At 30.9% G+C, this 15,464-nt stretch carries 13 protein-coding genes; 3 read left to right on the plus strand and 10 right to left on the minus strand.

Annotation, left to right across the window (positions count from 1 at the left end):
* Positions 1-94 precede the first annotated feature (94 nt).
* Genes N187_RS00680 through N187_RS00695 form a run of 4 tightly spaced genes read right to left on the minus strand, consistent with a single transcriptional unit; the run spans position 95 to position 5,980 of the window.
* Positions 95-388: a PG0541 family transporter-associated protein gene (locus N187_RS00680; RefSeq protein WP_025419368.1), complete on the minus strand. Its 294-nt coding sequence runs from the start codon at positions 386-388 to the stop codon at positions 95-97.
* Positions 389-406: 18 nt separating this feature from the next.
* Positions 407-3,661, minus strand: a complete 3,255-nt coding sequence (locus N187_RS00685) for an efflux RND transporter permease subunit (protein ID WP_038443346.1) — start codon at positions 3,659-3,661, stop codon at positions 407-409.
* Positions 3,662-3,676: 15 nt separating this feature from the next.
* Complete coding sequence (locus N187_RS00690; RefSeq protein WP_075550296.1) at positions 3,677-4,639, minus strand: efflux RND transporter periplasmic adaptor subunit; 963 nt, start codon at positions 4,637-4,639, stop codon at positions 3,677-3,679.
* 21 nt (positions 4,640-4,660) lie between these two features.
* Positions 4,661-5,980 (minus strand): TolC family protein, encoded by a 1,320-nt coding sequence (locus N187_RS00695; RefSeq protein WP_038443348.1) that lies wholly within the window; start codon positions 5,978-5,980, stop codon positions 4,661-4,663.
* Positions 5,981-6,063: 83 nt separating this feature from the next.
* Between N187_RS00695 and yidD the strand changes: the two genes are divergently transcribed.
* Positions 6,064-6,333, plus strand: a complete 270-nt coding sequence (gene yidD / locus N187_RS00700; RefSeq protein ID WP_233275038.1) for a membrane protein insertion efficiency factor YidD — start codon at positions 6,064-6,066, stop codon at positions 6,331-6,333.
* Here the strand turns inward: yidD and N187_RS00705 are convergent.
* The 5 genes from N187_RS00705 to fliD form a co-directional block, all read right to left on the minus strand.
* Positions 6,322-7,218 carry a glycine betaine ABC transporter substrate-binding protein gene (locus N187_RS00705; RefSeq protein ID WP_025419369.1) on the minus strand — a complete coding sequence of 299 codons (897 nt, stop codon included), beginning with the start codon at positions 7,216-7,218 and terminating at the stop codon, positions 6,322-6,324. The two genes, yidD and N187_RS00705, sit on opposite strands and share 12 nt — an antisense overlap.
* 36 nt (positions 7,219-7,254) lie before the next feature.
* On the minus strand, positions 7,255-8,154 hold the full coding sequence (locus N187_RS00710; protein WP_025419370.1) for an ABC transporter permease: 900 nt from the start codon (positions 8,152-8,154) through the stop codon (positions 7,255-7,257).
* 6 nt (positions 8,155-8,160) lie between these two features.
* Positions 8,161-9,279, minus strand: a complete 1,119-nt coding sequence (locus N187_RS00715) for an ATP-binding cassette domain-containing protein (RefSeq protein WP_025419371.1) — start codon at positions 9,277-9,279, stop codon at positions 8,161-8,163.
* A gap of 129 nt (positions 9,280-9,408) precedes the next feature.
* Positions 9,409-10,413 (minus strand): flagellin N-terminal helical domain-containing protein, encoded by a 1,005-nt coding sequence (locus N187_RS00720; RefSeq protein WP_025419372.1) that lies wholly within the window; start codon positions 10,411-10,413, stop codon positions 9,409-9,411.
* Positions 10,414-10,535: 122 nt separating this feature from the next.
* A complete protein-coding gene (fliD, locus tag N187_RS00725) occupies positions 10,536-12,536 on the minus strand; it encodes a flagellar filament capping protein FliD (RefSeq protein WP_025419373.1) in 2,001 nt (666 codons plus the stop codon).
* Between the two features lie 174 nt (positions 12,537-12,710).
* Here fliD and nagA point away from each other — a divergent pair, with 174 nt between their 5' ends.
* Positions 12,711-13,916 (plus strand): N-acetylglucosamine-6-phosphate deacetylase, encoded by a 1,206-nt coding sequence (gene nagA / locus N187_RS00730; RefSeq protein WP_025419374.1) that lies wholly within the window; start codon positions 12,711-12,713, stop codon positions 13,914-13,916.
* 33 nt (positions 13,917-13,949) lie between these two features.
* On the plus strand, positions 13,950-14,753 hold the full coding sequence (nagB, locus tag N187_RS00735; RefSeq protein ID WP_025419375.1) for a glucosamine-6-phosphate deaminase: 804 nt from the start codon (positions 13,950-13,952) through the stop codon (positions 14,751-14,753).
* An 87-nt stretch (positions 14,754-14,840) separates the two neighbouring features.
* Here the strand turns inward: nagB and N187_RS00740 are convergent, their stop codons facing one another.
* Complete coding sequence (locus tag N187_RS00740; RefSeq protein WP_025419376.1) at positions 14,841-15,452, minus strand: superoxide dismutase; 612 nt, start codon at positions 15,450-15,452, stop codon at positions 14,841-14,843.
* Positions 15,453-15,464: the final 12 nt, after the last annotated feature.

Below are 15,464 nucleotides of genomic sequence, written 5' to 3' on the forward strand. Positions count from 1 at the left end.
ATAATAACGAATACTACAAATAAATTATAACTCAAATTACCATTAAATATAAGCTTTATAAAGTAAATACATATCATCAAAAACAAACAAATATCTAACTGCCCATAACAAAAAACTGAATTCCCTCAGTAGGACACTCTTGCCTCAAAATCTCAACAGCATTTTTCAATCTTTCTATAACATCCAACTTATCAGTATAGATCACAAGAATAAAATTCTCTTCAGGCCAAATTCCATTACCTTGCTTCTCACCCGTTCTACCTTTTCCATGGACATTATATATCTTAGAATAATATATACATTCTCCCAAATCTTTCTCTATCTTATTCATATATTCATGAAGATCAAGCTCTAAAGATAAATTAGAAATTATTTCCGCTCTATACATACATTCCCCTTATCAATCTCAATCCTCGTCAATAAAAGCATTTTCCGAATTACCATTAACCTTATCCTTTTCCTTAGTACTATCTTTATTATCTGAATCCTTACTTTCACTTGAAAGATCCTCACCTACTCTCTTAAGATCAATCTTATCAACAGAACTCCATAAACGAAACAAGATAAAATCTTTTAAAGAAAGCCCAGAAAAAACTTCAAAAATCATAGGAATAAGAAGCAAAGTCAAAAATGTACTAGCAACCATCCCACCAATAAAGGTAAAAGCAATTGGCTTTACAAGATTAGTATCACTTGAACCTGAAAACACAAGAGGCAAGAGTCCAATTATTGACGTTAAAGCAGACATTAAGATTGGCCTAAATCTAGAACGTCCTGCCTCAAGTACGGCCTCTCTAAGATTAAAGCCTCTATTAAGCAACAAATGAATATAATCTACCAACACAATACCTGTATTAACAACAACTCCAACAAGCATAAGCATACCAACAGCAGTAAAAACAGAAACATTTTCTCCTGATATAAAATAACTCAATACAACACCTATCAAAGTCAATGGCAAGGTAAAAAGAATAATGAATGGTTTTAAAAGAGATTCAAATTGTGCTGCCATTACTCCAAACACAAGCAAGATAGCCATAAAAATTATCACTCCAAATTGCTTCATACTACTTGCAAATTCATCATATTCTCCCCCAAACTTAACCAATATACCATCTTTCTGAGGAACTCTATTAGATACAAAATCCATTACCTTTGCCGTAACCAAAGCCAAATTCTCACCTGGAGCAATACCTGCTGTAAGTTTAACTACCAAGGCTTGATCCTCTCTAGGAATCTTGCTAATTCCTCTTGTTTTTTTCAATCTAACTACTGAAGAGAGAGGAATTTTAACACCAACTTCATTTGTAATAAAGATTTTATCTAAATCTTTCAAACTAGCAACATTGTCTCTATTAAGCCTAAGTAAAATATCATAACTCACACCATCTTCAATATACTTTCCTGCTAAAATCCCATTAATACTAGCCCCAATCTCTCTTGAGAGAGTTTCTATATTAATTTTATAAGCATAAACTTTTTCCCTATCTACTTCTATATCAATTTGTAGCTGTTCCTGTATATCAAGTGTAGGATTAACAAGATTGGGAAACTCTCTTTTTAAAAGATTAACTAATAATTCTCCATATTCTCTTGCATACTCAAAATCCAAAGCAGTAATTTTAATCTCAATAGGAGGACCACCAAAAGAACTTCTTTCTAAAGAGGCACTAGGATTTAAATTAGGATAAAGACTTTCAACTCTCTTATAAACTCTATATTGAATATCTTCTTCACTTTCAACAAATTTCTCATCAATTTCTTCTTTTAAAGGTAATATAACACTAAACACAAAACCACTTGAATCTATTTCAGCAATGATACTCTTATAAACTTTAATCTCACTTTTCAAAATTTCTAAAACTTTATCTGAATAAGATTTTGAAATTTCTAAGCTCGTTTTATGGGGAAAATTAAAATTAAAATGAATTAAAGAAGAACTATCATTGGGCATAAAAGATACATTTAAAAAAGGAAATAAAACTAAACTTAAAATAAAACTAAAGAGAATAATAAGAGAAAAAGCCATTTTTCGAATTAAAATATAGTTCAACAGCTTAACATAATACATCTCTCCAATAGAATAAATTCTATAACAAAAGTCATCAATACGCTTAATCAACTTATTTTTGATAGGTCTTTGAAAGGTAGTATAAAGTCTAACATAATAACTTGAAAGCACAGGAACTAAAAATACTGCAATAACTAAAGAAGCCGTCAAAGATATGACAATAGTAAAAGCAAAATCTCTAACAAAATCACCAATAATACCCAACTCAGCCCTAAAAATAAGCATGGGAGCAAATACACAAATCGATGTTAGAGTCGCAGCTATAATTGGCAGCATCATTTCCTGTGTGCCAAGAATAGCAGATGAAACAAGCTTTGCTCCCTTCTGCCTATATCTATATATATTTTCTATTACAACAATAGAACAATCCACAAGCATACCAACACTCAAAGCAAGACCTGAAAGACTCATAACATTCAGTGAAATACCTGCAAAATACATTAAACAAAAAGTAAGAACAATAGCTATTGGTATTGCAATACCAATAATAACCGTCGCTCTAAAACTTCTTAAAAAGAAGAATATAATACATAATGCAAGAATTGCTCCAGAATAAGCTGAATCAGAAACAGAAGAAATAGCCTTTTTAATATGATTAGCATTATCATAAAAAACATCTAAAGATATATCCCTTGGAAGCATAAGCTTAATTTTCTCAATCTCTGAATTTACTGCATCGGAAACAGCAACAGAATTTGCATCACTTTGTTTTTGTATAGATATCACAATAGAAGGCTTACCATTATAATATGCATAACCCTGTAAATCTTTAGCTGTGCTCTTAACACTTGCAATATCTCTCAGCCTAACCTGAACAAGAGAATTATCGCCCAAAGAATAAGTACTCGATTTTCTATAAGCAACAACCACATCTTCCAAATCTCTAATCGAATTAAATTTTCCTAATACTTGAGTTTGATACTCCAAATTGCTATCTAATATATCACCAACAGAAAATTCAAAATTTTGAGAAGAAACAAACGGAACTATCTCTGATAAAGTAAGTCCATATGCTTCTAACCTATTTTGGGAAACCTCTATTAAAACATGTCTATCTCCACCCCCAACAACTTTTACCTGGCCAACTCCGTTAAGTCTCTCTAACTTCGGTTTAAGAACACTATCTGCATACTTTTTAAGTTCCAAAACAGACCTATCTGCATAAATAACAAATGTTAGTACTGACGAACTATCTAAACGTCCCCTATAAATCCTAGGCAAGTCTACTTCTTTAGGTAGAAGGTTTTTTGAAAGCTCAAGTGCATCTCTTATTTCATTCAAGGCCAAATCCAAATCGGTACCATGATAAAATTGAAGATTAATACTACTTTGACTCTTAAAAGAACTACTAGTTATCTTCTTTATATTCTTTACTGAAGCTAAACTACCTTCTAAAACACTAGTCACTTTCTCTTCAACTTCTTTTGCAGAACTTCCCGCATAATGTGTAGACACAGTGATGTAATTTTCTTCAATGCTGGGCAGTAGATCTATCTTTAATCTTGAAAAAGTATAAACACTAATCATAACCAACAATGAAAACAATATTAACATCGTTATTGGTTTGCCAACAACTCTCTTTACTAACACACTTAACCTCAAAAATCAAACATTGCCTGCAACAGCAAGCCCATCTTGAATATCAACTATATTCACATAAGCTCCATCAGAAAGCGAAGAAATACCCTCAATTACAATTAAATCATCTTCATTAATACCATCATGAACAGCCACAATATTATCTACCCCAAAGCCTATTAAAGGAAAAACCATCTCAACTGTTTTCATATCTGCACTTACCCTAAATACACAAGGTTTACCACCTCGTTCAATAAAGGCATGACTTGGAATTTTAATAACATTTTCTAAACGTTTAGTAATAAGTTTAATCTTAACAAACATACCAACAATCATCTTATTTGTATTGTTCCCTATAGGTTCAAGATATACTACAGCAGCACGACTCTTAAAATCTAAAACGGGAGACATTTCTGAAATTTTAGCTCTAAATTCTTCATTAGGATAGGATTCAAGCTCAATAATTGCATCATTACCAATCTTAATATCTAAGATATCTTTCTCAGAAACATAAGTTTTAATCTGTATTAAATCCATTTTACCTATTAAAGCAATACTTGTTTGAGGCCCAACTATTTCTCCAATTTTTCGACTAATAGATAAAACATATCCAGAAATTGGAGATCTCACTGAATTTTTTAAATAAAGAAAACCTGGCTTTGAAGCATCAAGCGTTGCAATTATTTGGCCCTTCCTTACATAAGTTCCAAGCTTGATATTAAGAGATACTATTTTGCCTGTAACATCTGGAAATACCTCAGCTTTAATTTTGGTCTCTACATCACCATTCAAAGTAATATAATTACTCAAAACACCCCGCCGAACTTTCATTGCAATAACTGGAAATTTATAAACCATATCAGCATCATTAGTACTAATATCTTCTTGAGCTTCACTGTCAAGCTCCTCATTACATGAAAAAGTAAATAACAAAACTAAAAAAAATAAACAATAATTTAAATGATACTTAATATTAAAAATTAAACTCATAAAATATCCTTACCAATTTAACTAATCCAGTAAATCTTGATATTCAAGTACTGCATTAGCATAATTTAGTTTATCTTTTATAAATTGCAAATTACTCTGTTTATAGGAAATTTCTATGTTATTTAATTTTATAAGATCCACAGCCCCTCCATTAAAGGCATCAAAAACCAGATGATAATTCTTCTTAGCAATTTCCAAATTCATCTTAGAATGCTTTAACATAGATTCATATAATCTTACAATTTTACGCTTCTGCACAATGTTGAATTTAAATTCACGTATCTTATTTTCAATTTGACTTTTTAATATTTTTAACTTACAATCTTGTTCCCATATCTCCACAAAGCTTTTAGAAAATGGCAAAATTTCAGTTAAATTATAAGTCAAGCTGAAAGAAAACTGAAATCCCCCTCCCCGATTCAATAAACCTCCCCAATCATTACCCAAAAAAATACTTCCAGGATTATAAGAAACTGATAACGATAATCTTGGCAAGAAGACATTCAGCCAACGATCATCAAGAGAGAGTTGAGTAATTTTAAAAAAATTATTCAACTCTCTTACCTCTAGATGTTCGTTAACATCTATGACTTCATTAAACAATGAAACATTTGACACCTCATCTGATAGTTCTCCTATAGTTTCAAAATCTTGAGAAACATCCAACCCTAACAATAGTTTTAACCTATTTTTTGTCTCCTCAAATTTAATAATTTGTTCATCTAAATCAAGCTGCACTTTACCATACTTTAGTTTAGCATCAAGATAATCTATCTCAGTAATAAGTCCAGAATGATAAGCTACTTTCACTTGATCAAATGTAAGTTTGCCACTCTTAACCTGACTTTTAAAAAAGTCCAAGATACTTTTAAAAGCCAAAAGTTCATTATAAATTTTAAGAACACGCAATTTAATAATTTTAGTAGCTTTCTCTCTGTTTATCTTGGCATTTTCATATTCCAAAATGGCAAATCTAATTTTACTAAAATCAGCAGGAGATATTGCAATATCAGCAGAAACACCAAAACTTAAGCTCCAATCCCCAATTCCTCCCATATTAGGCATAAAAGAGTTTTGTCTTGAAAAATTTGAACTAAACGCTATATTTGGAACAAAAATATTCCATGAATTATCCTTGTATATTTCTTTTATCTTTTCTTTATACTCAGTATCCTTAGGATCCAAACTGTTTTCCAAAGCCATACTAACAGCATCTTCAGCAGATATTTTAATAATTACTTCTGCATAAGAAGAATAAGAAAAAAACAACAAAACAAAAATTAATAATAAACCTTTAACCCTTATTCTATCTATAAATAATAAATAAAGTAAAACATCCATTTGTCACTAATTATATTATAAGATTTAATAATAATAATATATATGTTATTATTATGCACATGTACATCTTACAAAAGATTTTGATGATATCCAATCTAATATTTGTCCTATTGATAAAAATATACCAAAGTACTTTCTCTAAAATTATTGGACCTTGCTGTTTATATAAACCCAACTGTTCAAATTACGCATTAAAATGCCTAAAAAAATACAACATTATGATAGCCTTTATTCTAATTACATTAAGACTGGTTAGATGCAATGCACTATTTAAAGGAGGAGTTGATCCAATACCAACCAAAAAGCCAATACTAAAATCATTAAAAGAATTTAGAACAAGACTAATCAAATAAATGCTTATATTTATCTGGAACCCAATTTTTAACATATTCTTTATGAGTATTAACAAATTCAACAGCATTTCTATATTCCTGTCCAGGCTCCTTATAATTTTTCTCTATTAAAGGCAACAACAAATCATCACCCCAATAAAAATTATCAAATAAATAATAAGCATCAGGATCATCCTCTTGAAGTCCAATCCTAACAAGCGAATGAACATTCTCAGGCCCCCCCATTGATAACAAAGGATCATCTAAAAATTTAATATCATATTTAGCAAATGCCCAATGGGGCTTCCATAAAGGGATTAAAATCCACTCACGCTTCTTAATTGCAGATTCTAGACTCGCAAGCATCACGCTCTCGCTTGAAGAAATAAGTTCATACTCTTTATCTAATTCATAACGATTGAGGGTTTCTTCCACAGAAAGCTGCGTACCTGCTCCAGCATCTATGCCCACAATTTTATTTTTAAATTCAGCTCCTCTACCCTTAAGTTCAGCAATGCTCGAAATTGTAACATAACTTGGCACTACAAATCCTTGCAATGTTCCCTCATAATTAGCACCAAGATCAACAAATTTACCTTTAAATTTTTCATAATAAAATTTATCGGCAGTAGGAATCCAAGCAGATACCATACCATCTACCTGTCCCGATGCCAAATATTGATACATAATAGATGCTGTAACAGGCAATATCTCTGCACTATATCCTATCTTCTCAAAAACAACTTTCATAATATTAGTAGCAACTGTTTCTCCTATCCAATTAACATACGCAATTTTGACCGATCTTGAACTCTGTAAATCACTATCCTTAGAATCATCATTTTTATTACAAGAAAACAAAGTTAAAATAAAGATCATAAAAACAGATATTAATAAACCTTTCATATATTAATCTTCCTCCTATCAAATAAAAATAAAATACTATTTATTATACATTTCTAAAAATCTTTTGAACCTATTTTCTTTTTTTATCCCATAATTATCAGTATTTAAGTAACTAAACTTAATAAAAATAGCCTGCATGATTCTATCTAAAATAATAGCTATTATCACAACAGCTAACCCAGATATTAAACCCTCGCCAAAATGCAATCTTTCAACAGAATATATTACAGTCCTACCAAGCCCCGATGAACCAACCATTGCCGCAATTACTATCATAGATATCGCCATCATTATGGATTGATTAATCCCTTCTATTATGCTTTGAAGAGCCAATGGTAACTGGATCTGAAAAAGAATACGAACATTACTACTTCCAAAAGACTTAGCAGCCTCAATAACTTCACCTGGAACTTGAATAATTCCAAGTCTTGTGTATCTAATAACCGGCGGCATTGCAAAAATTATTGTAGCAAAAATAGCTGAAGACGTACCCATACCAAAAAAAGGTATTGCAGGTATTAAATAAATAAATGGAGGCATTGACTGCATCAAATCAAGCAAAGGTTTTAAAAATACATAAGACTTTGAGTAATATCCACTTAAAATACCTATTAAAATTCCCCAAATCACTGAAAAGAATACAGACACAAAAATAATTGATATCGTATCCATGGAAACTTCCCAAAGATTAAAATATAAAATAAAGCAAAATCCTAACATAATCAAAAGTGCCAATCTTTTTTTTAAAAACAAAAAGCTTAAAACACAAATTATAATAATAAAAAGAACAGGATTAATGAAAAGAAACAATTTTTTCAAGTTGTCATAAAAAAAATTAACGCTCTTTGCAAAACCTATACCGCTAGAATTTGAATAATTGTCAACTAAAAAATTAAAAACTTTATCTATATTAGCAACTATAAAATCTCTACTCATAAACCACTATCTTGCTAATAAACTAGCAAGCTCTCCTAAATCAATATATCCAATAATACTACCTTGCTCTTCTTTTACAATTAAATAATCTAATTTATTCAAATACTGAACAACACTTTTGATCTCATCATCTAAACCTAAATTCAAAGAAACAATATTACTATACTTTTTATTGACAGACATATTATACAGATTAAAATTATCATTCTCTTTTTCAATAATAACATTAAACTTATTAGCATTCCCACTAAGAGTAAAATCCATTTTAATAATATCCTTAATTTTTAAAATATTTAAAACAGGAAGATTCTTAATAAAATTAGCTATAAAATCTGTTCTAGGCTCCCTTAATATTTCTAAGGGCCTACCTACCTGAACAATCTCTCCATCTTTCATAAAAGCAATTCTATTACCTAACTTGAAAGCTTCAATTAAATCATGAGTAATAAACACAACTGTCTTTTTTAACTTATCCACCAACTTTAAAAGCTCACTTTGCATTTCCCCTCTAATCAAAGGATCAAGAGCTGAAAAAGCTTCATCCATCAAAAGTATATCAGGGTTAACCACTAAAGCTCGTGCTATGCCCACTCTTTGTTTCATTCCACCTGAAAGCTCATTGATATACTTATATTTATAATCTTCAAGACCCACCAGCTTTAAAATATCAAAGGCTCTTCGTATCCTAATTTTTTTAGGTACATTCTTAACTTCAAGTCCATAAGTCACATTCCTTAAAACATTCATATGTGGAAAAAGTCCAAAATTCTGAAAAACCATGGCAAATTTATCTTTTCTAAGAGCAGAAAGATCCTTTTGATTAATATCATTCATTTCAATATTATCCACCAAGATAGATCCAGAATCTATCTTGTGTATACCATTCAAACATCTAACAAAAGTAGATTTACCACATCCTGACATACCCATAATAACTAAAATTTCATTCTCATAAACATCAAGATTAATATTTGCATTTGCAATAAAAACAGAAAATTCTTTGTAAATATCAGCTCTATCTTTACCACTTTCATAACTCTTTATGGCCTTAACTATTTGTCTTTTATTTTTATTATAAGAAAATGTTTTATAAAGGTTCCTGACTCTAACACTAGCCTTATACAAAGTGAACTCCTACCATGAAAACATTATAATTCTATATAAACCACTATTAACTATACTAAAATATCAGAATTTTGATTGACACAAACAAAAATAAGGGTCCATTAAGAGACCCTTATTGAAAAATCACACCTATCTAAGCAATGACAATACATATTGAGGCACTTGATTTGCCTGTGCAATCATAGCCATTGCGGATTGTGTTAAAATACTGTTAGTTGTAGATGCTACAATTTCATCTGTCATTGTTGCATCTTTAATTTGAGCATAAGATGCTTTTAAGTTTTCAATAGCATATTCTGTGCTATCCTTAATAGATTCAAGCCTATTTTGGAAAGCACCAAGGTTTGCTCTTTGATCACTTACCATTCTAATAGCATCTTCTATCTTTGCAAGTGACATATTAGCATCAACAGCAGTTATAACATTAATTGGAGAATTAACCCCACCTGGAGCTGGAGCAGCTACTGGAGCTGGAGTTGCTTGCACTCCCTCTTGTTGTGCTCCCTCTTGAGCTGGAGCAGCCTGAGCACCTTCACCTGCAAAAAGATTTGCAACATTAGCTGCATAAATATTAACAGCAATTGCTTCATCCTGATTTGCACCCACATGTACTCTTAATGTCCATGAAGCTTGTGATCCAGATAGTGATGCTGGTGTATTAATTTTTGCAGGCTGCATTCCAAGCTCTTCAGCTGTTCTTACATTTTGAGCAGCTGACTTGTTAGACAACATATGCATTTGATTATATTGAGCTTGATCAGCAATTCTGTTAATTTCATCTGTAAGTTGCTCAATTTCAATTTGAATGGAACCTCTATCTGCATCTGAATACGTACCATTACCAGATTGAACAGCAAGTTCTTTCATTCTTACTAATACTTTCTCTACCTCATTTAAATTTCCTTCTGTTGTTTGAATGAAATTTATAGCTTTTGAAGTATTTCTAGAAGCTTGAGATAATCCTCTAATTTGAGCATTAATCTTTCCAGCAACACCCATACCAGCAGCATCATCAGATGCACGATTAATTCTATATCCACTAGAAAGTTTCTCTTGAGTTTTGCTAAGATTAGTAGCATTAATGCCATTATTTCTTGAAGCATTAATAGCTGACGTATTATGATTTATGATCATATATCATTTCCTCCGTGATAAGTTAATATAATTTTTGATGTTTTTGACAAATCCATTTGTCTCTTTAAAAGGATATCACAAAAACAAGAAAAAAATAAATACTATAACTTTAATTAAAGTTGCTATCTATTCTGTCTATGCAGATTTAAAGATTTAAGGATTTCTTCTTGTTCTTTCATTTTCTTTACAGTGAAATCCAAAGTGTTAAGCTCCCCTTCAATCTTTTTTTCCCTTTCTTCATACTTCTTTTTATAATCCTCAACCACATTTTTTTGATTGGGAATTTTAAGATCATAACTCCTTATCTTATTATAAATAAAACCTCCAGAACTTACTAAAGGAGACAGATATTCGCCAAGCATCTTAGCAATCCCATCATCATAAATTCGGTCATCATTAAAATCAATTGCAAAAAGCTCTTTAACCGAATTAATATTACTTTGTATTATTTCATTAAACTTCTTATCATCAAGTTTCAAATAACGAGAAAGTCCCCCTGATGAAGATATAGAATTAGTAAATACACCCATTTGATTAATAATTGAAAAATTAGGATCATTAGTCCTATAAGCATTAAACATGATTGATTCTAATCTTGATTTAAGATTTTTTAATGCAAACTCAGCTCTAAGGATTCCTAAATTTTTGTAAGCTTCGCTCTTTTCTTCCTCACTCAAATAAGACCACTCTTCCAACACATCTGATTTTTGACCTTCTGAATTACTCTCATTTGAACTTACAATATTAATCTCAGCAAGAACCTCATTATAAGCTACTAAAAAATCTAATAGAAATTTCTTAATACCTTCATAATCAGGCTCAACTCTAACAACAAGAGTATCATCTGATGATTGTTTTAAATTCAACGTGACATTAGGAATTAAATCATTAATAGTATTTGAATCACGATTGACATCAACTCCATCAAATTTTAACTTTGCATTTTCTGCAAAGCTCTTAGCATTTATTGGCAAATAACCATCTCTATTCCTTGGATCAAAAATCTCAATATTGCGAATCATACAAACCTTATTATTCACTTTATTTTCAATATTAATCTCTTTTAAATCCAAAAGTGAACCAATTTCAACTTCAACTTTCTCAAAATCACTTGAAACATTTATTGGAGGCAACTCCAAGGACTTCGTACTACTGTGAATTTTAACTACACTCATCTGAATATAATTCTTTTCTTTCAAAGAAGACTTGTGATCAGATCCAAGATTAATGATGCTATCCTCACCTTCAACCTTAGCATCTTCAAACGTGGCCCCACCAGGATTAAAAACAATTTCATTTAAAATACTCTTATCATTTGTATCATAATACTTAATTTCAAATTTGATCTTACTTTCACTACTAATCTTAATATCCTCTGGAATACCTATTGCAATCTCTGAAAGAGGCTCTAACACAACACTATCATCGTCAAGAAAAATCCTATTACTACTACTTTGCTGACTATTAATAATTTCTGTTAAATTCGGACTAAAATTTGTTGTCAGCTCACTTAAAATACCTATCTGTTTAGCAAAATTTAAAGCCTCATCTTTCATAATAAGTTTATTATCCTCACCTTCCTTTAAAGAACGTAAAATCAATCTACTATTTCCAGCACTATCACTCTTGATAATCTTAGCAGACAAAAAACCTTTGCCCCGATTATTAATATCCTTTACAAGAGACTCAATATCTCCATTATTTTTAACCTTAATTTCTTTATTACCGACTAAAAATGTATAGTCCCCTGCAGGAATACTAATTTCCTTCTGTTTAAAATTCGCAGATAAAAAAACATCAGAACCTGCTATCTGACTCACATCAATTTTATAAGTTTCATTTTTAGATCCATAACGAGCAGATACGGAGAGAACATCTTCATTACTAGAATTACCTGACATATAATGAAAAGGACTATTAAGAGATGTAATTTGCCTTGCAAGTGAATTTAGAGTAGATATTTTTTTATTGATAATTTGCCACGCTCGTTTCTCTTGCTCCAGGCTTTCAAGCTTCTTCACAGATGAATCTATTTTAGCCTTGTCAGACTTAAGCATAGTCTCACGAATTTCTTTAGTATTATATTTACTATCCACACCTGGAACAAAAAATCCCGAAGACATTACAACACCTCTTGATTAGAAAGTTTAACATAAAAATATATAATTATTACACGCAAAATTATATCCTATTTTAAAAATTAACAACAAACACACTGCTAAAGGACACATAAAAAATAATCATCTTTAAAAAACACATTTGCTTATAGTAGAATTTAAGTTTATAGGAGAGTAAATATGCCAAATTTTTGTTTATTCAATGCAAAATCTGTGCTGACAGGAAATGACAAAATAGACAATTCTGCTGTCCTTATCAAAGACAGCAAAATTTTTGATATCGTAACAGCCAATAGACTTGAAAAAATCAATCTACAAAACTATGAGATGATTGATGTTAAGAACAACTATATCACACCTGGTCTTTATGATAATCACATACATGGATTTTACGGATATGGAACTGATCAATGCTCAACAAATTCAATACTTAAAATGTCACAACACTTAGCAGAATATGGGGTGGTAGGATTTTTACCAACACTTTACCCACGTCCAATTGAAGAAATGATTGCAACAATTAAAGCATGCACTGAAGCAATAGGCAAAGAAAAGGGCGCAAAAATTTTAGGACTTCATCTTGAAGGTCCCTTTTTCTCTCCCGAAAAAAAAGGTGTTCATCCTATCTCCTATCTCCAAAAACCAAATATTGAGATCATGAAAAAATTCATAGACGCCGCAGGGGGTACTTTTACAGATTCTTTTGGGAAAAAAAGAACCAACATCGCAACAATGACAGTTGCACCTGAACTTAAAGGAATGAGAGAACTTGCAATGTTTTGTATGGAAAATAATATCACACTTCAAGCAGGACATACCAATGCAAAATATGAGAATATGATTGAGGGTTTCCAAGTAGGCATACTCCACACAACTCACTTTTTCAATGCAATGTCAAAACTCGATCACAGAAATCCAAATGCAATAGGATCGGTTTTAATTCATGGAGATGTATCTTGCGAATTTATTGCCGATGGATATCATGTTCATCCAAAACTCGTTTTAATGCTTAGAAAGCTTAAAGACATAAGCAAATTAGTACTTGTAACTGATGGATTAACTCCAACACTACAACCATCTGGAAAATTAATAGCTAATGGAGAAGAAGTATATCTTAAAAATGACGGATTATTTCATCTTGTAGAAAACGACACAATAGCAGGCTCAGCTCTCACAATGATACAAGGCATTAAAAATCTAGTAGAATTTGGATATAGCTTAAGCGATGCTATTCAAGTAAGCTCATATAACCCAGTAAGGATAATTAATCTTGAAAAAAAAGGATTAATATGTCATGGATATGACGCAAACATAAATGTCATTGACAAGGACTTGAACTTAAAACTAACAATGATAGAATCAAAAATAATTTTCAATAAACTTTGATCTTATTCGTATACAATAGATAAGGAGAAATCAATGAGACTAATCATTAGACCTAATTATAATGAAATTTCAAAATGGGCTGCTAATCATGTAGCTATGAGAATAAAAGAATTTTTACCTACAAAAGAAAACCCATTCATTCTAGGACTTCCAACAGGTAGTTCACCAATTGGTATGTATAAAAATTTAATTGAACTAAATAAGCTTGGAAAAATTTCATTTGAAAATGTAATCACATTTAACATGGATGAATATATAGGACTAGCTAAAAATCACCCTGAAAGCTATCACTCATTTATGTGGAGCAATTTTTTTTCACATATAAACATCAAAAAAGAAAATGTGAATATATTAAATGGTAATGCTGCTAACCTTATAAATGAATGTGAAGAATATGAAAAAAAAATTAAATCTTACGGCGGAATTATGCTTTTTGTGGGAGGTATTGGACCTGATGGTCACATTGCCTTTAACGAACCTGGATCATCACTACAATCAAGGACAAGAATTAAGACCTTAACTAAAGATACAATCATCGCAAATTCAAGGTTTTTTGAAAATGACATTAATAAAGTTCCCAAAAGCGCATTAACAGTAGGAGTAGGAACAATCATGGACTCTAAAGAAGTAATGATCATAGTAAATGGACATAGTAAGGCAAGAGCATTAAAACATGCTATTGAAAAAGGAATAAATCATATGTGGACAATTAGCGCTCTACAATTACATAAAAGTGCAATTATAGTATCAGATGAAGCTGCAACACATGAACTAAAAGTTGGAACAGTAAAGTATTTTAACGATATTGAAAAAGATAACTTCAATAATGACATATAAATATATTTTTTAAAAGAGTAAATACAACATAAACTAAGCACAAGAAATCAATATCTTTAAGCTTAGTTTATGAAACGCTTAAAAACACTATCCTACGATTTCATTATATACCCTTGAAACCTCTTCCCAATTTAAAACCTTAAAGAATGCATCAATATACTCACCTCTTTTATTTTGATACTTAAGATAATAAGCGTGCTCCCAAACATCAATACCCAAAATAGGTTTATAGCCTTCCATTAAAGGACTATCCTGATTTGATCTTGATATTACTTGCAATTCTTTATTTGCATAAATAACTAGCCAAGCCCAACCACTTCCAAAGATACTCATAGCTGAATCTTTTAAAACGATCTTAAGATTATCAAGACCGCCAAAAGTAGCATTAACATGTTCTTCAAAATTTCCTAAAATATTCTTCCTATTTCCAGGTTTTAAAGTCCTAAAATACAAATTATGATTAGAATATCCACCAGCATTATTCTTGATAGCTGGCTGAAATTCTTTAGGAAATCGCTGAATATTTTTTAATATACTTTCAATATCTTGAGAATAATTTATTTCTGTCTTCTCAAGAACGGAATTTAAATTTACGGTATATGCATTATGATGTTTACTATGGTGAATCTCCATTGTCTTAGCATCAATATACGGCTCCAAAGAATCATAAGCATAACCAAGTTCTGGTAACTTAAACACAAAATCCTCCTT

Origin of the sequence: Borrelia anserina Es (assembly GCF_001936255.1) — a bacterium.
Lineage (GTDB): Bacteria > Spirochaetota > Spirochaetia > Borreliales > Borreliaceae > Borrelia > Borrelia anserina.